Source organism: Arthrobacter ruber, from assembly GCF_002954225.1.
Taxonomy (GTDB): Bacteria; Actinomycetota; Actinomycetes; order Actinomycetales; family Micrococcaceae; genus Arthrobacter_D; species Arthrobacter_D ruber.
This window is the reverse complement of the sequence record NZ_PPTH01000018.1, coordinates 487,025-509,423: the sequence shown is the minus strand read 5'-3', so window position 1 is coordinate 509,423 and position 22,399 is coordinate 487,025. Positions and strand designations below refer to the sequence as shown.

The window sequence follows — 22,399 nt, the reverse complement described above, 5'->3', positions numbered from 1 at the left end:
CGTCCGGCTCAGTGCGGACAGGACCTGCGACGACGAGGGAGACGACCATGGCCGAGGCTTTCCTGGTGGGAGGTGTCCGCACCCCGGTGGGCCGGTACGGCGGAGCGCTCTCGAGCGTGCGGCCGGACGACCTCGCGGCGCTCGTGCTCACCTCCGTGGTCCAGCGCGCGGGCCTCGACCCGGCCGCCGTGGACGAGGTGATCCTCGGCAACGCCAACGGCGCCGGCGAGGAGAACCGGAACGTCGCACGGCTCGCAGCACTGCTCGCGGACTTCCCGGACACCGTCCCCGGTATCACGGTGAACCGGCTCTGCGCCTCCGGGCTCTCGGCCATCATCATGGCCTCCCACATGGTGAAGGCCGGCGCCGCGGACATCGTGATCGCGGGCGGCGTCGAGTCGATGAGCCGCGCGCCCTGGGTCATGGAGAAGCCCGAGAAGGCCTTCGCCAAGCCCGGCGCCGTGGTCGACACCTCGATCGGCTGGCGCTTCACCAATCCGAAGCTCGCCGCGCGGGACAAGGTCACCTACTCCATGCCCGAGACGGCGGAGGAGCTCGCGGCACTGGACAGGATCACGCGCGACGACGCCGACGCCTTCGCGCTCCGCTCCCACCAGCGCGCGCTCGCCGCCATCGGGGCCGGTCGCTTCGCCGACGAGATCGTGGCCGTGCAGGTGAACCGCGGCAGGACGTCGTCCTCCGTCGACACCGACGAGGGGCCCCGCGCCGACACGACCCTCGAGGTCCTGGCGGGGCTCCGCCCCGTCGTCCGGCCGGACGGGATCGTCACGGCCGGCAACTCGAGCTCGCTCAACGACGGCGCCTCGGCCGTCATCGTCGCCTCGGAGGCCGCCCTCGAGCGCCACGGGCTGACGCCGCGTGCGCGCATCCTGGACGGGGCGTCGGCGGGCGTCCCGCCGGAGATCATGGGCATCGGCCCCGTGCCCGCGACGCATAAGGTCCTCGAGCGGGCCGGCCTGTCGGTCGCCGACCTCGGCGCCGTCGAGCTCAACGAGGCCTTCGCCACGCAGTCCCTCGCGTGCATCCGGCGCCTCGGGCTCGACGAAGGCATGGTCAACCGCGACGGCGGGGCGATCGCCCTCGGCCATCCCCTCGGCTCGTCGGGGGCACGGATCGCCGTCACCCTGCTCGGCCGGATGGAGCGCGAGCTCGCCGGACCCTCGCGCCGCCTCGGCCTCGCGACCATGTGCGTCGGCGTGGGCCAGGGCACAGCGATGCTCCTCGAGGGTGTCTGATGCCGTCCTCGCTGAAAGTCACCGAGGGCACCGGCTCGAATGTCCTCGTCGTGGAACTGCACCGGCCGGAGGCCCGCAACGCCATCGACCGGCAGATGGTCGACGACCTGCACGCCGTCTGCGCGGACCTCGAGCAGTCGCCCCGCATCCTGATCCTCACCGGGTCCGACGGCGTCTTCGCCTCGGGCGCCGACATCGCCGAACTGCGCGAGCGGCGGCGCGACGACGCCCTCGCGGGCATCAACTCCACGCTCTTCGCGCGCATCGCGGATCTGCCCATGCCGGTCGTCGCCGCCCTCGACGGGTACGCGCTCGGCGGTGGGGCGGAGCTCGCCTTCGCCGCGGACTTCCGGATCGGGACGCCACGCCTGAAGATCGGCAACCCCGAGACGGGCCTCGGCATCCTCCCGGCCGCCGGAGCCACCTGGCGGCTGAAGGAGCTCGTGGGGGAGCCGCTCGCCAAGGAGATCCTGCTCGCCGGGCGCATCCTCACGGCCGAGGAGGCTCTCGAGGCGAGGCTCATCACGGCGATCCACGCGCCCGAGGACCTTCTGCAGGCGGCCCACGACCTCGCGGACCGCATCGGCCGGCAGGACCCTCTCGCGGTCCGCATCACCAAGAGCGTGTTCCATGCACCCAGGGAGGCCCATCCGATGATCGACCAGCTCGCGCAGGCCGTCCTCTTCGAGTCCGAGGCCAAGTTCGACCGCATGCAGCGGTTCCTGGACCGGAGGAAGAGCTCATGAGCACCGACCTCGGCCGGAATGTCCCCGCGCGCGTCGGCGTCCTCGGCGGCGGCCGGATGGGCGCCGGCATCGCGCACGCGTTCTGCCTCGCCGGGTCGGGCGTCGTCGTCGTCGAGCGCGACGACGCCTCGGCGGACGCCGGCCTCGCCCGCGTCACGCAGGCCCTCGCGCGCAGCGTGGACCGGGGCACGACCGCGGAACCGCTGGCGGGCCTCACCCGCCGCGTGGCGGTGTCCACGGACTACGCCGAGTTCTCCTCGTGCGGCCTCGTCGTCGAGGCCGTGCCCGAGGACCTCGCCCTGAAGCGGCAGGCGCTGCGTGCGGTCGAGGACGTGCTCGACGACGCCGCATGGCTTGCGACGAACACGTCCTCCCTCTCGGTGGACGCGCTCGCCGACGCCCTGCAGCGTCCCGACCGGTTCTGCGGTCTGCACTTCTTCAATCCCGTGCCGGCGTCGACCCTCATCGAGGTGGTCCTCGGGGGCCGGACGTCCGGGGAGCTCGAGTCGGCGGCGCGGTCCTGGGTGGCGACGCTCGGCAAGACGCCCGTCGTCGTACGCGACACCCCGGGATTCGCGAGTTCGAGACTCGGGGTCGCCATCGCCCTCGAGGCCATGCGGATGCTCGAGGAGGGCGTGGCGAGCGCGGAGGACATCGACGCCGCGATGGTCCTCGGCTACAAGCACCCCGTCGGGCCGCTCCGCACCACCGACATCGTGGGGCTCGACGTCCGCCTCGGCATCGCCGAGTACCTCGCGTCGACCCTCGGCCCGCGCTTCACCCCGCCCGCGATCCTGCGCGAGAAGGTGGCCTGCGGCGACCTCGGGCGCAAGAGCGGCAGGGGCTTCTTCGACTGGGACGACGCCCCGCCGTCCGCCCCCTGACCCGACTCCTCCCACCCTCATCCCAGCAGCACCAGTGAAAGGCGAGCGGACATGACCACCGCCCCGGAACGAGTACAGATCGACGTCGTCCCCAGCTTCATCGAGGATGCCTGGTGGACGCCCGAGCGGACGGCCGCGGATGCCGACGGCACGGTGGTCCGCGACGCCAGTACCGGTGAGGAGCTCGCCGTCGTCAGTACGGCCGGTATCGACACCGCCGTCGCCGTCCGCTTCGCGCGGACCACGGGTCAGGCGGAGCTCGGGCGCTTCACGTTCCATGAGCGAGCCCTGAAGCTCAAGGAGCTGGCCCAGTACCTGAATGCGCACCGCGAACCCCTGTACGAGCTGTCCGCCAAGACCGGCGCCACGAAGGTGGACTCCATGGTGGACATCGACGGCGGCATCGGCGTACTTTTCACGTTCGGCTCGAAGGGGCGCCGCGAACTGCCCAACTCCCACGTGATCGTCGACGGACCGCCCGAGGTGCTCTCCAGGGACGGCTCCTTCCTCGGCACGCACATCCACACGCGCATCCCCGGCGTCGCCGTCCAGATCAACGCCTTCAACTTCCCCGTGTGGGGCATGCTCGAGAAGCTCGCGCCCGCGTTCCTCGCCGGGGTGCCGACCATCGTGAAGCCGGCCACGCCCACCGGATTCCTGACCGCCGCCGTCGTGAAGCTCGTCGTCGAGTCCGCGATCCTGCCGGCGGGCGCGCTGCAGCTCGTGTCCGGGCCCGCACGGGACATCCTCGACCACCTCGACTACCGGGACCTCGTGTCCTTCACCGGCTCGGCGTCGACCGCCAACCACCTGAAGTCCCACCCCTCCGTGGAGCGCGGCGGGGTGCGCTTCACCTGCGAGACCGACTCCCTGAACGCCGCGATCCTCGGTCCCGACGCCGTCCCCGGCACGCCCGAGTTCGACGCTTTCGTGAAGTCCCTGGTCACGGAGATGACCGTGAAGGCGGGCCAGAAGTGCACGAGCATCCGCCGGTCCATCGTGCCCGAGGCGCTGGTCGACGACGTCGTCCGGGCAGCCGGCGAGCGGATCCGCTCCCGGGTGACGCTCGGTGATCCGCGGGCCGAGGGCGTGACGATGGGCGCGCTCGCGTCGCTCGCGCAGCTCGAGGGCGTGCAGGAAGCCGTGCGGGAGCTGATCTCCGGCGGCGCGTCCGTGGCCTTCGGGTCCCTGGACGCGCCCGACGTCGTGCTCGCGGACAACACCACCGGCAAGGCGCCGGGAGGAGCCTTCATGGAGCCCGTCCTGCTCACCTGGAAGGACGTCGAAGCGGGAGCCCTGCACTCGGTGGAGGCCTTCGGGCCGGTAGCGTCCGTCATCGGCTACGACGACCTCCCCCACGCCGTCCGCCTCGCGGCCCTCGGCTCGGGGTCCCTCGTGGCCACCGTCTGCACCAATGATCCCGCGGTGGCGCAGGAACTCGTACTCGGGATCGCGGCGCACCACGGCCGGGTCCTGATCCTCAACCGTGAGGACGCGCGGACGTCCACGGGCCACGGCTCGCCCGTCCCGCACCTCGTGCACGGCGGACCCGGGCGCGCAGGCGGGGGCGAGGAGCTCGGCGGCATGCGCTCGGTGGTGCACCACATGCAGCGCACCGCGGTGCAGGGCTCGCCGAACATGCTCACGAGCATCACGGGGGAGTGGCACACGGGCGCGGACCGCCGGTTCGACGACGTCCACCCGTTCCGCAAGGACCTCGCGACGCTGCGCATCGGTGACGCCGTCCGCTCCGAGCTGCGCCAGGTGACCCTCGAGGACATCAGTGCGTTCGCCGAGACGACGGGCGACACCTTCTACGCCCACACCGACGAGGAGGCCGCGGCGGCCAACCCGTTCTTCCCTGGCATCGTGGCGCACGGGTACCTGCTGCTGTCGTGGGGCGCCGGGCTGTTCGTGGATCCCGCGCCCGGGCCCGTCCTGGCGAACTACGGCCTGGAGAACCTGCGCTTCATCACGCCGGTCGCCGCAGGGGACTCGATCCGTGTGACCCTGACCGCCAAGCGCATCACGCCGCGCGAGACGGACGAGTACGGCGAGGTGGCCTGGGACGCCGTGCTCCACAACCAGGACGACGAGATCGTGGCGACCTACGACGTCCTGACCCTCGTGCAGAAGTAGCGACTGCCCCTCCGACACCGGCGCCGCTAGCGGCGGTGCAGCCCGTCGAACACCATGAGGATGACGTCGTCGGCGAGCTTCTCCGCGGTCAGCGGTCCGCCCGGCCGGTACCACTCGACGATCGAATTGATGGTCCCGAAGATGAGGCGCGCAGTGGTGCGCGGGTCGATGTCGCTGCGGATGGAACCCTCGCGGCGTGCGGCGTCGACCAGCGCGGCCACCTCGCGGTCGAACGCACGCCGTCGCTCCAGGGCCTCGCGCTCCACCTCCGTGTTCCCCCGCAGCCGCAGGAGCAGGGTCACGAAGGGGAGCCGCTCGGTCAGGACGGCGATGGTGCCGCGCAGGACGAACTCCAGGCGCGCGTCGGCGGCTCCGGCGGAGGCCCGGGGTGCGGAGAGCACCGCCTCCAGCCCGCCGAGCGCGTGGTCGAGCGCGAGCCGCAGGAGGTCGCCCTTGGACGGGACGTGGTGGTAGATGGCCGACTTGCTGAGGCCGAGGTCCTCGGCCAGCATCCCCATCGACGTCGCCTCGTACCCGTGCCGGTTGAAGGCCGTGACGGCCACGGCGAGGACCGACCGCTGGTCGTAGCCCGGGCGCCCCCGGCGCGTGGGGGGCGGCGTGGGGTCGGCGACGGTCATGCTGCCATTTTTGCACGACCGTTCGGTCGGCCGACCGTTGACCGTCCCGAGCAGCACTCCCTATACTGAACGAACGGTCGGTAATTAAACCGGAAGTCCAGACGAGCGAGGCAGGCACGATGACGAGTACGGCCATTGACGCGGAAGCCCCCACGGATCACGAGGTCGGTGAGCGGCTCTTCGACGAGCTCATCGCCCGGGACTCCCGGATCGAGCCGCGGGATTGGATGCCCGCGGACTACCGCAAGTCGCTCACGCGCCAGATCTCCCAGCACGCGCACTCTGAGATCATCGGAATGCAGCCCGAGGCCAACTGGATCACCCGGGCGCCCTCGCTCAAGCGCAAGGCCGTCCTGATGGCCAAAGTGCAGGACGAGGCGGGCCACGGCCTCTACCTCTATTCCGCCGCCGAGACGCTCGGGACGCCGCGCGACAAGATGACCGAGGACCTCATCGCGGGCAAGGCCCGCTACTCGAGCATCTTCAACTACCCCGTCCTGACGTGGGCGGACATCGGAGCCATCGGCTGGCTCGTCGACGGGGCCGCGATCTGCAACCAGGTGCCCCTCTGCCGTGCCTCCTACGGGCCCTACGGACGCGCGATGGTCCGCATCTGCAAGGAGGAGTCGTTCCACCAGCGGCAGGGCTTCGAGATCCTGCTCGAACTGGCGAACGGCACCCCCGAGCAGCGCGCCATGGCGCAGGACGCCGTGAACCGCTGGTACGCGCCGTCGCTCATGATGTTCGGCCCCCCGGACGAGGAATCCCCCAACTCGCAGAAGTCCATGGAGTGGAAGATCAAGCGCTTCTCCAACGACGAGCTGCGCTCCCGCTTCGTGGGCATGATGGTCGAGCAGATCAGGGTCCTCGGGCTCGACCTGCCGGACGAGGACGTCCGCTACAACGAGGAGGCCGGCCGCTGGGAGCACGGGCCGCTGGACTGGAACGAGTTCAGGGAGGTCCTCGCCGGCCGCGGGCCGTGCAACGCCCAGCGCCTCGAACGACGCCGGGAGGCCCACGAGGAGGGCGCCTGGGTCCGCGAGGCCGCGGCAGCCTACGCGCGGAAGCAGGCCCTCAAGACCGCGCAGGCGGCCTAGGTGACCGGCGGATCGACGACGGGCGATGACGGCGCGACCGCACCGTCGAGCGGCCTGCAGGAAGAACGCGTCGCATGGCCGCTCTGGGAGGTCTTCGTACGGTCCTCGCGCGGTCTCTCGCACGTCCACGCGGGCTCGCTGCACGCGCCGGACGCCGAGATGGCGGTCCGCAACGCCCGTGACCTGTACACGCGACGCAACGAGGGCGTGAGCCTGTGGGTGGTGCCGGCGTCGTCGATCATCACGAGTGATCCCGATGCGAAGGACAGCTTCTTCGAGTCGCCGCAGGGCAAGGACTACCGCCACGCCACGTACTACACGAAGAGCGAAGGGGTGAAGCACCTGTGAGCGAGGCCAACGCCAGCGCCACACGCATCACGCCGGGCAACGCGCTGCGACCCGAGGACATCGCGCTCCAGGAGGCGGCGCCGGACCACGCCGTCGCGCAGTACGCGCTGTGGCTCGGCGACGACGCCCTCATCCTCGCGCAGCGCCTCGGCTGGTGGATCTCCCGCGCGCCCGAGCTCGAGGAGGACGTGGCGCTCGCCAACATCGCCCTCGACCAGATCGGTCACGCGCGGTCCTTCCTGACCTACGCCGGACGCGCCTGGGGAAGGACCGAGGACGACCTCGCCTACTTCCGCCGCGAGCCGGAGTTCCGCTCCGTGCACCTCGTGGAGCAGCCCAACGGCGACTTCGCGCGGACGATCGCGCGGCAGCTCATCGTCGCCCTGTACCAGTGGGAGCTGTACTCGCGGCTCGTCCACTCGACCGATGCGACGCTCGCCGCGATCGCCGCGAAGGCGGTCAAGGAGGTCGACTACCACCGGGACCACAGCATCCAGTGGGTGCTCCGCCTCGCGCTCGGCACCGACGAATCGCGCCGCCGGATGATCGCCGGACTCACCCTGACCGGGCCCTACATCGACGAGCTGTTCACCGACTACCCGCTGATCGACGAGCTCGGCGACGCCGGCGTCCGCCCGAGCAGCCTCCGTGCGCCGTTCGACGCCGCGCTGCAGGCCGTCCTCGGCGAGGCCGAACTCGAACTCCCTGCCGTGCCCGGTGCGGTGGGTGGCGGACGGCTCGGCCGGCACAGCGAGCACCTCGGCTACATCCTGGCCGAGCTGCAGGTGCTCGCGCGCGAGCATCCCGGAGCCTCCTGGTGATGGTCGCCGACCTGCGCCCCGCCGCGGGCCCCGACGCCGCCGTCTGGGACATCGCGGCAACGGTCTGCGACCCCGAGATCCCGGTGCTCACCATCGAGGACCTCGGCGTGCTGCGTGAGGCACACGTGGCCGAGACGGGCCAGGTGCAGGTGACCATCACGCCCACCTACTCGGGTTGCCCCGCGATGGACGCCATCCGCGACGACGTCACCGCAGCGCTCCGGAGCGCCGGGTACGACGACGTCGCCGTCCGCCTCACGCTCTCGCCCGCCTGGACCACCGACTGGCTCAGCGACGACGGCAGGGCCAAGCTGGCGCGGTACGGCATCGCGCCGCCCACGGGGAAGGCCGCTGCCGGGCCCGTGCGCATCGGGCTGAGCGTGAAGTGCCCCCAGTGCTCGTCGCTGGACACCCGTGAGATGACGCGCTTCGGATCCACCTCCTGCAAGGCCCTGTACGTCTGCAATGCCTGCAGGGAACCCTTCGACTACTTCAAGGTGCACTGATGGCCGTCGTCCTCGCCCCCTCGACCAAGCGGCGGAGCTCCTTCCACACCCTCACCGTGCGCGACGTCCGCCGCCTGACGGAGGACGCCGTCGAGGTCGTGCTCGACGTCCCCCCGGACCTGCAGGACGAGTACGACTATCTCCCCGGGCAGTACGTGGCCCTGCGGACCACGCTCGAGGTCGACGGTGAGCCGAAGGACGTGAGGCGCAGCTACTCGATCTGCGCCGACCCGCGGCCGGGCGAACTGCGCGTCGCGGTCAAGCGTGACCTCGGCGGGGTCTTCTCCACCTGGGTCAACGAGTCCCTGAAGGCCGGGGACACGCTGCAGGTCATGAGCCCGCTCGGACAGTTCACCCCGCGCACGACGCCGGGGCAGCAGGCCGCCTCCCTCGTCGCCGTCGCGGCGGGGTCCGGTATCACCCCGGTCATCTCCATCGCCCGGTCCATGCTCGCGAGCGGCCCGAACGTTCGCTTCGACCTCGTCTACGCGAACCGGGCCGCGATGGACGTCATGTTCCTCGAGGAACTCGCGGACCTGAAGGACCGCTACCCCTCCCGCTTCGCGGTCCACCACGTCCTGTCCCGTGAACAGCGCATCTCGCCGCTGCTCTCGGGGAGGATCGACGCCGAGAAGCTGGAGAAGCTGCTCGGCACCGTCATCGCGCCGGACCGCGTGGACGAATGGTTCCTCTGCGGGCCCTTCGAGCTCGTGCAGCTGTGCCGGGACTTCCTGGCCGAGCGGGGCGTGGCTGCGGACGCTGTGCGGTTCGAGCTGTTCACCACAGGGGAGCCCACCCGGCCCGAAGGAAGCATCGGCCGGCCCGTGGTGCCGGACGCCGCCGGGCAGAACTACACCATCTCCTTCAACCTCGACGGACTCCAGGGCTCCGTGCAGAGCCCCACCCATGCGCGCGAGTCGATCCTCAACGCGGCGCTGAGGGTGCGCCCCGACGTCCCCTTCGCCTGCGCAGGCGGAGTGTGCGGGACGTGCCGTGCGAAGGTCGTCGAGGGGACGGTGGCCATGGAGGAGAACTACGCCCTCGAGCCCGACGAGGTCGCCGCCGGCTTCGTCCTCACGTGCCAGGCCCACCCCACCAGCGACGCCGTCGCGGTCGACTACGACGCCTAGGAGCGCTCCATGTCTGCACAGCCCGGGATCCCAGCGTCGACCGGCTCCGCCGCGGGCATGGTCCGGTTGACCATCGCGGACGGCATCGCCGAGGTGGTGCTGGACGCCCCGTACCGGCTCAACGCCGTGGACGAGCAGGCGCTCGCCGACCTCGCCGGCGCCTACGACGCCGCCGCCGCCGGGGTGCGCGAGGGGACCGTCCGGGCCCTCGTGCTCCGCGGGGAGGGACGGGCGTTCTGCGCGGGCCGGAATCTCGGGTCGATCGAGCCCGGGTCCGATGACGCCTACGGCTTCCTCGACGCCACGCTGACCCCTTTGCTGCGGACGATGGCGGACTTCCCGGCACCGACCTTCGCCGCCGCGCAGGGCGCGTGCCTCGGCGTCGGCCTGGGTCTGCTCATCGCCACGGACGTGGTGTACGTCGCGGAGGACGCGAAGATCGGCTCCCCGTTCGCCAACCTGGGGCTCGTCCTCGACTCCGGCGGGCACTGGCTGTTCACGGAGCGGCTCGGCGCGCACCGGGCCCTCGACCTCATGTACACGGGAGACCTCATGACCGGGGCCGAGGCCGTTGTCGGAGGCCTCTTCAGCCGGGCCGTCCCCGCGGCCGACCTGCTCGAGCTGACGCGGACCAAGGCGGCGAGGGCGGCCAACGGCCCGCTGCAGGCGCTCGTCGCCTCCAAGCAGCTCGTGGGGAGGATCCGTGACGAGCGGCTCGGGCTGTGGGAAGCCATCCGCGGGGAGAACGACGTCCAGGGGGTGCTCGGCGCCTCGGACGACTACCGTGAGGGCCTCGAGGCGTTCCGGGAGAAGCGGGCACCGCGCTTCGGCGGCTGAGTCCGTCGCTTCAGCCGGTGTCCGCAGGGCGCGTCACCGCGTGTCGAGGTCCTCGAAGACCAGGAACGTCTGGGTGTCGAGCACGCCCGGCATGGACTGCAGCTGATCGAAGATGACGCGCCGCAGCCCCACGTTGTCCTCCGCGCGCACCAGGAGGATGACGTCGAAGTCACCGCCCACGAGCGCGATGTGGTGGATCTCCGGCACGCTCCGGAGGTTCTCCCGGAGCTCCCGCCAGGAATGCTGCCGCACCTTCAGGGTCACGTAGGCGGAGGACCGCAGGCCGGCCTTCAGGGGATCGATGATCGCCGTGAACCGTGTCAGGACGCCGTCCTCGGTGAGCTTCGCGATGCGCGAGTACGCGTGCGCGCGGGAGATGTGGACCCGCTCCGCCACCGAGGTGACGGACTGCCGGCCGTCCCTCGTCAGCTCCGCCAGGATCTTCCGATCGACGTCGTCGAGGTTCCCGTCCACCACGTGTCCACGCTCCTTCGCGTAATGCAGGTCACATTCAACAATTCGTCCACAGAATACCGCGTGTGGAACGTTCTGATCCAGAATTTCCGGACGCCGTGGATACAAAAGGCGCCCGCTGACCATACTGGACCTACACAGCATCCAGCGTCGGAGCTACCGCTCCAACTGGGACAGGTGCCGCTCCCGCGGCCCGTGATGGAGGCGGAATGAGTACGGCAACAAACGAAGGACGCGGGCGCCGCATGGGCGGGGCGGCCGGTGGCACGCCCTCGACGGCGGCGCACGCCCTGCTTCCCTCACCGGAACCCGTGCAGCTGGTGGACCCGGAGGGGCACCCGCACCCGGACGACCGCTACCCCCTCCCCGACGGCGACCGCCTGCTCGGTGCCTACGGTCGTCTGATCGCCGGCCGCCGCATCAACGACCAGGCCAACGCCCTCGTCCGGCAGGGACGCCTGGCGGTCTATCCGTCCTCCCACGGGCAGGAGGCGTGCCAGGTCGCCGCCGCCGTCGTCCTCGGGGACGAGGACTGGCTGTTCCCCACGTACCGCGACACCGTCGCCGTCATCACGCGCGGTGTCGATCCCCTCGAGGTCCTGACGCTGCTGCGCGGCGACTGGCACGCAGGCTACGACCCCCACGAACACCGCGTGGCGACGCAGGCCACGCCGCTCGCCACGCAGCTGCTGCACGCGGTCGGCGTCGCCCATGCGGCGAAGCTCCGCGGCGAGTCCACGGTGGTCCTGGCCATGTGCGGTGACGGCGCGACGAGCGAGGGCGACTTCCACGAGGCCCTGAACTTCGCCGCCGTGTTCCACGTCCCCGTGGTCTTCTTCGTCCAGAACAACGAGTTCGCGATCTCCGTGCCGCTGAAGAACCAGACCGTGGCTCCCTCGCTGGCGCACAAGGCCATCGGCTACGGCATGCCGGGGGAGCGCGTGGACGGCAACGACCTCGCGGCTCTTCTCGCCGTGCTCGGAGCCGCCGTGGACAGGGCACGCGACGGAGGCGGGCCCTCGCTGGTCGAGGCCCACACCTACCGCATGCAGGCGCACACCAACGCCGACGACGCCACGCGCTACCGCTCCGCCGACGACGTCGAGCGGTGGGTGCTGAAGGACCCGATCCTGCGGATGCGCACGTACCTGAAGACGCTGGACCTGCTGACGGAGGAGAGCGAGCAGGCGTTCGCCGCCGACGCGGACGCGACCGCGGCGGTCATCCGCAAGGGACTCAACACGGAGGTCGAAGTGAACCCGACAGAGCTCTTCGAGTACGTGTACACGGAGAAGACATCGCAGTTGCGCGAACAGGCAGCACTGCTGCGCGAGGAACTGGCACGGGACGCGGACGCAGCAGCGGCCGGGACCGACGGTTCGATGGAGGGGGACCAGCGATGACGCAGACCACGGAAGCTCCCGCGCCCGGCACCACCCTGCCCGACGCCGGTGCGGCACCCGCACCCAGGGCCACGACGTTCGCGAAGGCGCTGAACGCGGCCCTCGCAGACGCCATGGAGGCCGACGCGGCCGTCCTCATGTTCGGGGAGGACGTGGGCCCGCTGGGCGGCGTCTTCCGCATCACCGACGGTCTGACCGCCCGCTTCGGCGAGGAGCGCTGCTTCGACACGCCGCTCGCGGAGTCCGGCATCATGGGCATGGCCGTGGGCATGGCGATGAACGGCATGAAGCCCGTCGTCGAGATGCAGTTCGACGCGTTCGCCTACCCGGCGTTCGAGCAGGTGGTCAGCCACGTCGCCAAGATGCCGAACCGGACCAAGGGCAAGGTGCGCCTGCCGATCGTCATCCGCATCCCCTATGCCGGTGGCATCGGTGGTGTGGAGCACCACTGCGACTCGTCCGAGGCCTACTACGCCCACACGCCGGGCCTCACGGTGCTCGCCCCCGCGACGGTCCGCGACGCCTACTTCATGCTGCGCGAGGCCATCGCGTCCCCGGACCCGGTGGTGTTCCTCGAGCCCAAGAAGCTCTACTGGTCCAAGGAGGAGGTGGACCTCGCCGAGCTCCGCCGCACCTACGACGATGGGGAGGCCCCGCGCCGGATCGGACGCGCCGTCGTCGCCCGCCCCGGGACCGACGCGACCCTGATCAGCTACGGACCATCCGTCCCGACGGCGCTCGCGGCTGCTGCTGCGGCCGCCGAGGAGGGTCGCTCCATCGAGGTCATCGACCTCCGGTCGATCGTCCCGTTCGACGACGAGACCGTCTGCGCGAGCGTCCGCAGGACCGGGCGCGCCGTGGTGGTCGCGGAGGCTCCCGGCTTCGCGTCCGTGGCCTCGGAGATCGTCGCCCGCGTCCAGGAGCGCTGCTTCCACTCGCTCGCAGCGCCGGTGCTGCGGGTCACCGGCTTCGACATCCCGTATCCCTCGCCCAAGCTCGAGCACTTCTACCTGCCGAGCGTGGATCGCATCCTCGATGCGGTGGACAGCCTGCAGTGGGAGGACTGACCATGAGCGCCCCTGCCGTGAATGCGGCCCTCCTCGTGTTCGCCCTGCCCGACCTCGGTGAAGGTCTGACCGAGGCCGAACTCGTGTCCTGGCTCGTCGCCGAGGGTGATGCCGTGGCCGTCGACCAGCCGGTTGCCGAAGTGGAGACCGCCAAGTCCGTGGTGGAGGTCCCCTCGCCCTTCGCCGGCACCGTGGCCGTCCTGCACGGCCGGCCCGGTGAGGTGCTCGACGTCGGGGCGCCGTTCCTGTCCGTCCGGCCGGAAGGATCCGAGGCGCCACCTGCAGGTACTTCGTTCGGGCTCGCCTCGGATGCGGCACCTGCTGTCGCTGCCGCTGCGTCCGCGCTGCGTGAGGACGCCGGGGTGCCCACGGCGGCGACGCACGAAGGCGGTGAGCCGACGACGAGCGAGGGCTCCGGCAACGTACTGATCGGCTACGGCACGCCCGGAGGACTCACGGGCGGACGACGTCGTCCGCGCAAGGGTGCTGCGGTGCGTCCGGCGGGAACGACGCCGGAGACCGCCGTCGCGGCGCCCGCCGCTGCGCCGGCATCCGGGGAGCCTGCGTCGCCCGCATCCACCTCCGACGTCTCCCCGGCAGGCGCGGCGACCCTGTGCGTCTCGCCCCTGGTGCGGAAACTGGCACGTGAGCATGGACTGCGCCTGGAGGATGTGCGCGGATCGGGGGAGGAGGGGCTGATCCTGCGCCGGGACGTCGAAGCGGCGATCGCTGCGCGTCCGCAGGCCTCCGACGTCGCTTCGCAGGCGGCTTCCTCGTCGCCGCCCGCAGGGCGGCCCGGAGACGCTGCGGAACCCGGGTCCGCGGAGCGCGATGCCAGGTCCGGTCTTGCGGTCCTCGAGCGCACGCCCCTTCGTGGTGTCCGCCGGACGATCGCCGAGGCGATGTCCCGCAGCCGACGCGAGATCCCCGAGGCCACGGTCTGGGTGGATGTCGACGTGACAGCCCTCGTCGAGCTCCGCGCAGCGATGAAGCGGAGGACGTCCGACGCCGTACCCGGGATCCTGTCCTTCGTGGCGCGCTTCGTGGTCGCAGGCCTGGCCCGGTACCCGGAACTCAACAGCAGGATCGAGACCGGCGACGGCGGGAGCCAGGAACTGGTACGCGTGGACGGCGTCAACCTCGGCATCGCGGCGCAGACGGACCGCGGCCTCGTGGTGCCCAGTGTCCGCCGTGCGGACACGATGTCCGCGCGGGAGCTCGACGCCGAGATCCGCCGGCTGGCGGGCCTCGCCAGGGAGGGCAAGGCGACGCCGTCGGACCTGTCCTCCGGTACGTTCACGCTGAACAACTACGGGGTGTTCGGCGTGGATGGCAGTGCGGCGATCATCAACTACCCCGAGTCGGCGATCCTCGGCATGGGCCGGATCATCGACCGCCCGTGGGTGGTCGACGGGCAGCTCGCGGTGCGGAAGGTCACGGAGCTGACGCTCGCGTTCGATCACCGTGTCTGTGACGGTGGCACTGCAGGGGGCTTCCTGAGGTTCGTCGCCGACGCGATGGAGGATCCGGGCGCCATGCTCGCGGATCTCTGACAGCTGGATCCTCGCCGGCGGGCCATTGCTCGCGGACCGTGTCGGCATGGAATGCGTCCTGCAGGCCCGCGGCGGTTGCTGACAAAGGCCCGTCATGAGGTTTCGCAAGGTGTGGCGCGCGCCCTCCGTGATCATCCTGCCGGTCCGCGGCTACGCAACGGGCATGGGTGATGACCACCTGGAGTCATGTCGAGCGTAGGTGTACCACGTTGCTGTGCCCGATAGCTCGGGCGATGCATACGATTCGACGGGCATTGATCCGAGATCGGTCCGATACTCGCGTAGATGGCCCCGTGCAGCCCATTGTCACCGGGCCGTCTGAACCAGGGATCCGGCATGGGTCGGCGACGACGGTCCGCCTGCGCGCACTGCGGGCGTACTGCCGTCGGCGGTGCTGGGACGTCGTGGGGAGCAGGCGCCTTCGCCTCGAGCGACGGCCGGAGCGGCGGCACTCTTCACCCACTGTCGCATTGCTCGAGACCGGTCGATGAGCAAGGGGTGGAAGGCACGGGAGTGGGAAGGAGCGAGCGCGCAAGGATTGTAGAGTGCGGGCGCTTGAGCGGCAACCTCTGTCCCGGTGGACACTCCTGGGGGGAGGATGGAACACGAGGAAGCTGCGCCGCGGCGACATCAGAATCAGTATCTGCTGGATGGACAGTGCAAGTTCGCGACGAAGCGCTCGAGTAGCACCACGGTGGATCCGACGACGGATCCGCCCTCACCGCACAGTGAAGGATACGAATCCCATGAACAAGATGCGCCTCCTAGCAGCACCCGCCCTCGCCATCAGCGCCGTCGCACTGGCAGGGGCTCCGGCCATGGCCGCCGATGGCAGCTACTCCTCGACCCTCGGTCAGCTCAACGGGACAACGGGCACGGGCACCGTCACCGTGGACGTCGTGGGTGACCAGGCCACGGTCAACCTGCAGGTGTCCGGTCTGGCCGAGACGTTCCAGGGTGCCCCGTACCCCCACGTGCAGCACATCCACGGTGGCGCGGCCGGGGTCTGCCCGACCCCCGCTGCTGATACGAACGCCGACGGGATCATCAGCGTCACCGAGAGTGCCCCCGGCTACGGTGGGATCCTGGCGACGGTGACAACCTCCGGGCCGACGACTCCTGCGGAGGCCCTGAACCTCCAGCTCGCCGGGCAGGGCGGGTCCTACGTCATCCAGCGCACCTTCACCGTCGATGCCACGACGCTGGCGGAACTCGAGGCCGGCCGGGCGGTCTTCAACGTCCACGGTCTGGATCCCGCCACCACCCCGTCGACGGCGGAAGCCTTCAATGCGCCCAGCGACCTGGACCCGGCACTACCAGCCGGGGCCACCGCGCCCGCACTGTGTGGCACGCTCCTGAAGACCCAGGTGGGCGCGCTGCCCTCCGGTGGGGCGAACACCGGTGCCGTCGTCGAGACGTCCTCGACGTCGGTGGGCATGATCGCCCTCGGTGGAGGTCTGGTGCTCGCGGCCGCAGCGGGCGGGACCTACGCGGTCCGGCGTCACCACGCGAAGGTGTAGCGGCGCCGCCACGCCAGGGTGTAGCGGATGTCGCTGTAGGGCGTAGGTCCCACCCGCCGCGATGCCGAGCGTGAGCGATGCGGCGCTGAGCGGCCGTCGTGGGTACCTCCAGTGCCTGCGACGGCCGTTCAGTGCTCGAAGACGTCGTCGAGGGTCACCGGGATCAGTCCGCGATCGGCGATGAGCTGCTGAAGCTGCGGGAAGACCCTCGTGACCGGGAGGAAGTTCAGGTGCCCGATCACGATGTGGGCGGGCAGGAACCACCGGTCGGCGAGGCCGAGGATCTCCTGCTCGGAGCGGAGGTCCGAATCGGCCAGGGATCCGTACCACATGGCGGGACAGGTGTAGCCGATCGAGGCTGCCGCTGCGTCGGTCCGCCGGTCGCGGTATCCGAAGGGGGGCCGGTAGTAGGGGCGCGGATCGACGCCGTAGGTCGAGACGATGAAGTCATGGTTCCGCTGGAGTTCGGCGACGATGCCCGCGTCATCGAGGTGGGTGAGGGCGGCATGGGACCAGGTGTGGTTGCCCAGTTGCACCTGACCGGAGGCCACCAGCGGTTTGAGCAGCTCGGCGTGCTCGGTCCACCCGGGGTAGGACCCGTTGAGGAAGAAGGTCAGGCGCGTTCCGCTCGTCCGGGCGAACTCGATGTAGAGCCGGACCACCTCGGCGTCGGACCCGTCGTCGACCGTCCACGCGAGGACCGGCTCGGAGGTGGGCAGGCCCGTGATCACGCCTGCGGGCAGCGGCACCTTCGTCACGGCGGGCGACGGCGGAACGGGCGGTGGTACGGGTGCCGGTGCCGCTGGAGAGGGAGTGGGCGCCGGATGCGGAGGGCCCGTCGGTCCTGCCGCCCGCGGAGCTTCGGTGAGGATGCGCGAGGGTGGCGTGCAGCCGGCCAGCCCGATGCTCATACCGCCCGCGACGATCGCTGCGACGAACGTTCGGCGCTCCATGAAGGTCCCTTCCCCCGAGGTGACGGCCACACATGACACATCGCTCCTTCCGGTCGGAGGGAGCGACGCAGAGCCGAGTGCCCGCCGTGAAGGACGAGCGGTTCGGCATTCGGAGCCTACAGGGCCGGACCGTCCGTGCACCCTCGACGCGTATCCGTCCCGGTTGCGGGTCCGCGCACCCGGGCGTCGTCGGGCCGGTCCGGAACCTGCGCCCTTCCCCGGGCCGCCGGACCGTAGGGTGGGGACGGTGACCGAAACGATGAACGACGCCCTCGGCGAGACCGGTATCCGCGACGGGTTCGTCCAGGTACGTGGTGCCAGCGAGAACAATCTGCGCGGAGTCGACGTGGACTGCCCGCGTGACGCCGTGGTGGCCTTCACCGGTGTGTCCGGGTCAGGGAAGTCCTCGCTGGCCTTCGGGACGATCTATGCGGAGGCCCAGCGCCGCTACCTGGAATCGGTGGCTCCCTACGCCCGCCGGCTCATCCAGCAGGGCCACACACCCCACGTCGGATCGATCACCGGACTCCCTCCCGCCGTCGCCCTGCAGCAGCGCCGCGGTACCCCGAGCGTGCGTTCCACCGTCGGCACGCTCACGACGCTCTCGAACTCGCTGCGGATGCTGTACTCACGTGCCGGGACGTATCCGGCCGACGCCGCCGACAGGCTGGAGTCCGACGCCTTCTCGCCCAATACGGCCGCCGGTGCGTGTCCCCGCTGCCACGGGCTCGGTGTGGCACGCGACGTCACCGAGCAGACCCTCGTCCCGGACCCGTCGCTGACCATCCGGGAGGGTGCCATCGCCGCCTGGCCCGGTGCCTGGCAGGGCAAGAACCTCCGCGACGTCGTCAGCGAACTCGGCCACGACATCGACGTCCCGTGGCGGGATCTCCCCCAGGAGGCTCGCACCTGGCTCCTGTTCACCGAGGAGCAGCCCGTCGTCCAAGTCACGCCGCAGCGCGACCGCGTGGCCAAGCCCTACAAGGGGCGATTCTGGAGCGCCAAGAGCTATGTGATGCACACCCTCCATGACTCCAAGAGCCAGCAGATGCGCGACCGTGTGCTGCCGTTCATGGAGTCCGGTCCCTGCGGACTGTGCGGCGGCAGCGGACTGCGCCCGGAAGCGCTCGCCGTGACGTTCGCCGGGCTCTCGATCGCCGAGACGAATGCCCTGCCACTGGAGGACCTGGCCGCCCATCTCCGACCTGCGGCGAGCATCGAGCGGCCGACGGCGGCACACCGGTCGTCCACCTCGGGCGAGGGTACCGAGGTGTCCGTGACCATCACGAGGGACCTCGTCCAGCGGCTCGGCGTCCTGGTGGACCTCGGGCTGGGGTACCTCAGCCTGAACCGTTCGACGCCGACGCTCTCACCCGGTGAGATGCAGCGCCTGCGCATCGCGACACAGCTCCGTTCCGGCCTGTTCGGCGTGGTCTACGTGCTCGACGAACCGTCGGCAGGCCTGCACCCGGCCGATGTCGAGCCGCTCCTCGCCGTCCTCGAGGCCCTGAAGGACGCGGGCAACACCGTCTTCGTGGTCGAGCACAACATGGACGTCGTCCGGCGCTCGGACTGGATCGTCGATGTCGGGCCGGCGGCAGGGGAGGGCGGTGGCAGGATCGTCTACAGCGGTCCGGCCGACGGGCTCGCCGATGTGCCCGCATCCGTGACGGCACCCTTCCTGGCCCGGACCGCCCCGGCCGGTACTGGACAGGATGAGCCGCGGGAACCGGCGGGCTGGCTGCGGCTCGAAGGCATCCACCGCCACAACCTCCGGGGGCTCGACGCCGACATCCCGGTGGGAGTCCTGACAGCGGTGACCGGCGTCTCCGGCTCGGGCAAGTCCACGCTGGTGGGCAGGGTCCTCGCCGAGGCGGTGGGAGCCCGCGTGCGCGACGAGACACCCACGGACGGGACGCCCGACGACGGCGATGCCCCGCCCACCGTCGTCGGGCGCGTCCGCGGACTGGAGAGCATCGACCGGCTGGTCAGTGTGGACCAGAAACCGATCGGTCGGACACCGCGCTCCAACCTCGCGACCTACACCGGGCTCTTCGACGCGGTGCGGAAGGCCTTCGCAGCCACACCCGAGGCGAGGTCGAAGGGGTTCGGCGCCGGCCGCTTCTCCTTCAACGTGCAGGGCGGCCGGTGCGAGACCTGCCAGGGTGAGGGCTTCGTGGCGGTCGAGCTCCTGTTCCTCCCCGGGAGCTACGGGCCCTGCCCGGCCTGCCACGGTGCCCGCTACAACGAGGAGACGCTGACGGTCCTGCTCCGGGGGCGCACCGTAGCGGACGTCCTCGGGATGACGGTCGACGACGCCGCCCTGTTCCTCACGGACCTCCCGGCCGCGGCGCGTTCTCTCGCCACGCTGCAGGAGGTGGGGCTCGGGTACCTGCGGCTGGGCCAGCCGGCCACCGAACTGTCCGGGGGAGAGGCGCAGCGCATCAAGCTCGCCACCGAGCTGCAGCGTGCTCGGCGCGGGCACGCCCTGTACCTGCTGGACGAGCCGACCACGGGCCTGCATCCCGCGGACGTCGTCCTGCTCCTCGCACAGCTGCGGAAGCTGGTGGAGGCCGGCAACACGGTGGTCGTGGTGGAGCACACGATGGCGGTCGTGGCGGCCGCGGACTGGGTGATCGACCTCGGCCCCGGCGGCGGGTCGGCGGGCGGGCTGATCGTCGCGACCGGCACCCCGCGCGAGGTCGCCGCTCTCGGAGCGGGTACCAGCGTCACGGCCCGCTACCTGGCGGCACACCTCGACGGCGGGCGCCCGGCGGCCTGATGCCGGTCCGGCCACACGGGTGCACGCGCGAGGCCGTCGCGCACAGGCGCCGTCCCCCCGAGGGACAGCCACGCGGAGGCGAGGTTGTCCACGGCCCGGTCACACGAGTGCCGGCGCGAAGTCGTCGCGCACAGGCGCCATCCCCTCGAGGGACAGCCACGCGGAGGCGAGGATGCCCACGGCCCGCCGCGTGTCCTCCAACGGGTAGCTGAACGGCACCCGCAGGAACCGCTCGAAGACCCCGCCCGGGCCGAAGCGGGGCCCTGCGCCCAGCAGCAGGCCGCGGTCGCGGGCGGCCAGGGCCAGCTGCGAGCTGACCGGCGCACCGAGGTCGACCCACGTGCAGAGCCCGCCCCGGACGTGTGGCACCTCCCAGCCCGGCAGGGCCTCCCGGAGCAGTGCGGCGAGGTCCCTGCGGCCCTCGGCGAGCTGCCTGGCGCGGAACCGCAGCAGCTCGTCGTAGGTCCCCAGCATCTCGAGCGCGATGAGCTGCTCGAGGATGGGCGTCCCGAGGTCGTGCGCGTACCTGGACTGCACGAGCCGGCGGATCATGTCCTCGTCCGCCCGGATCCAGCCGATGCGCAGTCCGCCCCACACGGTCTTGCCCATGGACCCGATCAGTACGGCGGGCCCGAAGGCAGCCAACGGGAGATCGGCGTCACCGTCGATCCTCAGTTCGGCCATCGTCTCGTCGGCGACGACCACCGTGCCCTCACGGCCCGCAGCCGCCATCAGGCGCTCGCGCTGCTGCACGGGCATGACGGCACCGGTGGGGTTGTGGAAGTCGGGCATCAGGTAGGCCAGCGCCGGGTGTCCGCGCCGGAACGCCTGCTCGAGGCCGTCGTCGTCCCAGCCCTGCGCGGCGTCGACGGACACGGGGACCAGGCGGCGCCCGGCCGAGCGGAGGGCCTCGTACGCGTGCGGGTAGCTCGGTGCCTCGACCAGCGCGGTGCCGGTGCGGGGCAGGACCATGCGCGCCACGAGCGAGATGGCGTGCTGCGCTCCGAGGGTCACCATGACCTGGTCCGGCGACGTCGGGACCCCGCGTCCCGCGTACCGGTCCGCGAGGGCCTGGCGCAGCCGGGGGAGCCCGAGGGGGTCGTAGCCGTTGCCGTTGAGGTACGCGGGCAGTTCGGCGGCCGCCCTCGCAGCCGCCTCTCCGACCTGCGGAGCGGCCGGGAGGGCCGCCTTGCTGAAGTCGAGCACGACGCCGGCGCCGCCGTCGTCGTGCTCCGGCGCGCCCCGTCCCGGCATGGCGATCACGCTGCCGGAGCCACGCGTGCTCTCGAGGTAGCCGGCAGCCCTCAGGCGGGCGTAGGCCGCGGCCACGGTGGTCCTGCTGACGGCGAGCTGCGTCGCGAGTTCCCGCTCGGCCGGGAGGCGGGTGCCCAGGGGGACGCGGCCGTCGAGGGTGAGGAGCCGGATGCGGTCGGCGAGGGCGGCATAGGCGGGCCCCGCGGTGCGCCAGGTACCCAGTTCGACGGCGAGACGACGGGCGGGAAGGACCAGCATGAGGCCACGATGCCACAATTGGCACCTTGAAGTAAGGCCAATCCACGGCTCTACTGGAGGAATGACGTTCCTCGGTGCCCGGCGCGGCCTGCAGCTCCTCCTCGGCCTGTTCCTCTACGGCTTCTCGCTCGCGATGATGATCCGCGCCACCCTCGGGGTGTCCCCGTGGGACGTCCTCGCCCAGGGCGGATCGCTGCAGACCGGTATCCCGTTCGGGTTCATGACCAACATCATCGGGGTGATCGTGCTGCTCCTGTGGATCCCGCTGCGGCAGCGGCCGGGGATCGGGACCGTCCTCAACGTCCTGCTCGTGGGTCCGAGCGCCGAGGTGGGGCTCACGCTCCTGAGCGAGCCCACGCAGCTGTGGGCGCGGATCCTGCTGTTCACGGGCGGGCTCGTGCTGCTGGCCGTTGCGAGCGGCCTCTACATCGGGGCCCGCCTCGGCCCGGGTCCGCGCGACGGTCTCATGACCGGCGTCCACGCGCGGTTCGGCCTGCCGGTCTGGCTCGTCCGCACGGCCATCGAGGGAACCGTGCTGCTGCTCGGCTGGCTGCTGGGCGGGTCCGTGGGCCTCGGCACCGTGGCGTTCGCGCTCCTCATCGGACCGCTGGTCAACATCGCATTGCCGCTGTTCCGCGTGCCCTAGCGCCCGGGGCGCCGGCCGGACGCCGTCGTCGCCTGACCCGCTCCGATACACGCCTGCGCCTCCCGGCTCGCGGGCGCATGCCGCGTC

20 protein-coding genes are annotated in these 22,399 nt (G+C 71.2%); 16 read left to right on the top strand and 4 right to left on the bottom strand.

All coding sequences use genetic code 11. The features are described from left to right. Positions 1 to 47 precede the first annotated feature (47 nt). Genes CI785_RS16285 through paaZ form a run of 4 tightly spaced genes read left to right on the top strand, consistent with a single transcriptional unit; the run spans position 48 to position 5,025 of the window. Positions 48 to 1,256 (top strand): thiolase family protein, encoded by a 1,209-nt coding sequence (locus CI785_RS16285; RefSeq protein WP_105033107.1) that lies wholly within the window; start codon positions 48 to 50, stop codon positions 1,254 to 1,256. After that, positions 1,256 to 2,002: an enoyl-CoA hydratase/isomerase family protein gene (locus tag CI785_RS16280; RefSeq protein ID WP_105033106.1), complete on the top strand. Its 747-nt coding sequence runs from the start codon at positions 1,256 to 1,258 to the stop codon at positions 2,000 to 2,002. Before CI785_RS16285 ends, CI785_RS16280 begins: the two co-directional genes overlap by 1 nt. Further along, positions 1,999 to 2,886 carry a 3-hydroxyacyl-CoA dehydrogenase family protein gene (locus CI785_RS16275; RefSeq protein ID WP_105033105.1) on the top strand — a complete coding sequence of 296 codons (888 nt, stop codon included), beginning with the start codon at positions 1,999 to 2,001 and terminating at the stop codon, positions 2,884 to 2,886. Before CI785_RS16280 ends, CI785_RS16275 begins: the two co-directional genes overlap by 4 nt. A 51-nt stretch (positions 2,887 to 2,937) precedes the next feature. After that, entirely contained in the window at positions 2,938 to 5,025 is a 2,088-nt protein-coding gene (gene paaZ, locus CI785_RS16270; protein WP_105033104.1) for a phenylacetic acid degradation bifunctional protein PaaZ, read from the top strand. A 26-nt stretch (positions 5,026 to 5,051) separates the two neighbouring features. Here paaZ and CI785_RS16265 read toward each other — a convergent pair whose 3' ends face one another. After that, a complete protein-coding gene (locus CI785_RS16265; protein WP_105033103.1) occupies positions 5,052 to 5,663 on the bottom strand; it encodes a TetR/AcrR family transcriptional regulator in 612 nt (203 codons plus the stop codon). Positions 5,664 to 5,782: 119 nt separating this feature from the next. Between CI785_RS16265 and paaA the strand changes: the two genes are divergently transcribed. Genes paaA through CI785_RS16235 form a run of 6 tightly spaced genes read left to right on the top strand, consistent with a single transcriptional unit; the run spans position 5,783 to position 10,402 of the window. Continuing rightward, complete coding sequence (gene paaA, locus CI785_RS16260) at positions 5,783 to 6,760, top strand: 1,2-phenylacetyl-CoA epoxidase subunit PaaA (protein WP_105033102.1); 978 nt, start codon at positions 5,783 to 5,785, stop codon at positions 6,758 to 6,760. A 54-nt stretch (positions 6,761 to 6,814) separates the two neighbouring features. After that, positions 6,815 to 7,108 carry a 1,2-phenylacetyl-CoA epoxidase subunit PaaB gene (gene paaB, locus CI785_RS16255; RefSeq protein WP_105033248.1) on the top strand — a complete coding sequence of 98 codons (294 nt, stop codon included), beginning with the start codon at positions 6,815 to 6,817 and terminating at the stop codon, positions 7,106 to 7,108. Then, the gene (gene paaC / locus CI785_RS16250) at positions 7,105 to 7,929 is read left to right on the top strand and encodes a 1,2-phenylacetyl-CoA epoxidase subunit PaaC (protein WP_105033101.1); all 825 of its coding nucleotides are present in this window, start codon (positions 7,105 to 7,107) and stop codon (positions 7,927 to 7,929) included. Before paaB ends, paaC begins: the two co-directional genes overlap by 4 nt. Next, positions 7,929 to 8,435 (top strand): 1,2-phenylacetyl-CoA epoxidase subunit PaaD, encoded by a 507-nt coding sequence (paaD, locus tag CI785_RS16245; RefSeq protein WP_105033100.1) that lies wholly within the window; start codon positions 7,929 to 7,931, stop codon positions 8,433 to 8,435. Before paaC ends, paaD begins: the two co-directional genes overlap by 1 nt. After that, positions 8,435 to 9,565: a 1,2-phenylacetyl-CoA epoxidase subunit PaaE gene (gene paaE, locus CI785_RS16240; RefSeq protein WP_105033099.1), complete on the top strand. Its 1,131-nt coding sequence runs from the start codon at positions 8,435 to 8,437 to the stop codon at positions 9,563 to 9,565. The genes paaD and paaE overlap by 1 nt, the downstream gene beginning before the upstream one ends. A gap of 57 nt (positions 9,566 to 9,622) precedes the next feature. After that, a complete protein-coding gene (locus CI785_RS16235; protein WP_105033247.1) occupies positions 9,623 to 10,402 on the top strand; it encodes an enoyl-CoA hydratase/isomerase family protein in 780 nt (259 codons plus the stop codon). A 33-nt stretch (positions 10,403 to 10,435) separates the two neighbouring features. Here the strand turns inward: CI785_RS16235 and CI785_RS16230 are convergent, their stop codons facing one another. Next, positions 10,436 to 10,879, bottom strand: a complete 444-nt coding sequence (locus tag CI785_RS16230) for an Lrp/AsnC family transcriptional regulator (protein WP_240615249.1) — start codon at positions 10,877 to 10,879, stop codon at positions 10,436 to 10,438. Positions 10,880 to 11,121: 242 nt separating this feature from the next. Here CI785_RS16230 and pdhA point away from each other — a divergent pair, with 242 nt between their 5' ends. The 4 genes from pdhA (at position 11,122) to CI785_RS16210 (ending at position 16,419) form a co-directional block, all read left to right on the top strand. Continuing rightward, the gene (pdhA, locus tag CI785_RS16225) at positions 11,122 to 12,279 is read left to right on the top strand and encodes a pyruvate dehydrogenase (acetyl-transferring) E1 component subunit alpha (RefSeq protein ID WP_105033097.1); all 1,158 of its coding nucleotides are present in this window, start codon (positions 11,122 to 11,124) and stop codon (positions 12,277 to 12,279) included. Beyond that, positions 12,276 to 13,346: an alpha-ketoacid dehydrogenase subunit beta gene (locus CI785_RS16220; protein WP_105033096.1), complete on the top strand. Its 1,071-nt coding sequence runs from the start codon at positions 12,276 to 12,278 to the stop codon at positions 13,344 to 13,346. The genes pdhA and CI785_RS16220 overlap by 4 nt, the downstream gene beginning before the upstream one ends. Positions 13,347 to 13,348: 2 nt before the next feature. Then, positions 13,349 to 14,899 carry a dihydrolipoamide acetyltransferase family protein gene (locus tag CI785_RS16215; RefSeq protein ID WP_105033095.1) on the top strand — a complete coding sequence of 517 codons (1,551 nt, stop codon included), beginning with the start codon at positions 13,349 to 13,351 and terminating at the stop codon, positions 14,897 to 14,899. Positions 14,900 to 15,645: 746 nt separating this feature from the next. Further along, the gene (locus CI785_RS16210) at positions 15,646 to 16,419 is read left to right on the top strand and encodes a CHRD domain-containing protein (protein WP_105033094.1); all 774 of its coding nucleotides are present in this window, start codon (positions 15,646 to 15,648) and stop codon (positions 16,417 to 16,419) included. Between the two features lie 128 nt (positions 16,420 to 16,547). Here the strand turns inward: CI785_RS16210 and CI785_RS16205 are convergent, their stop codons facing one another. Beyond that, entirely contained in the window at positions 16,548 to 17,372 is an 825-nt protein-coding gene (locus CI785_RS16205; RefSeq protein WP_105033246.1) for a polysaccharide deacetylase family protein, read from the bottom strand. A 259-nt stretch (positions 17,373 to 17,631) separates the two neighbouring features. On the opposite strand from CI785_RS16205, the gene CI785_RS16200 reads away from it, so the two are divergent. Beyond that, positions 17,632 to 20,154 (top strand): excinuclease ABC subunit UvrA, encoded by a 2,523-nt coding sequence (locus tag CI785_RS16200; RefSeq protein WP_105033245.1) that lies wholly within the window; start codon positions 17,632 to 17,634, stop codon positions 20,152 to 20,154. Positions 20,155 to 20,253: 99 nt separating this feature from the next. Here CI785_RS16200 and yczR read toward each other — a convergent pair whose 3' ends face one another. Continuing rightward, positions 20,254 to 21,666, bottom strand: a complete 1,413-nt coding sequence (gene yczR / locus CI785_RS16195) for a MocR-like transcription factor YczR (protein ID WP_105033093.1) — start codon at positions 21,664 to 21,666, stop codon at positions 20,254 to 20,256. Between the two features lie 61 nt (positions 21,667 to 21,727). Between yczR and yczE the strand changes: the two genes are divergently transcribed. Further along, the gene (yczE, locus tag CI785_RS16190) at positions 21,728 to 22,312 is read left to right on the top strand and encodes a membrane protein YczE (RefSeq protein WP_105033092.1); all 585 of its coding nucleotides are present in this window, start codon (positions 21,728 to 21,730) and stop codon (positions 22,310 to 22,312) included. Positions 22,313 to 22,399 lie beyond the last annotated feature (87 nt).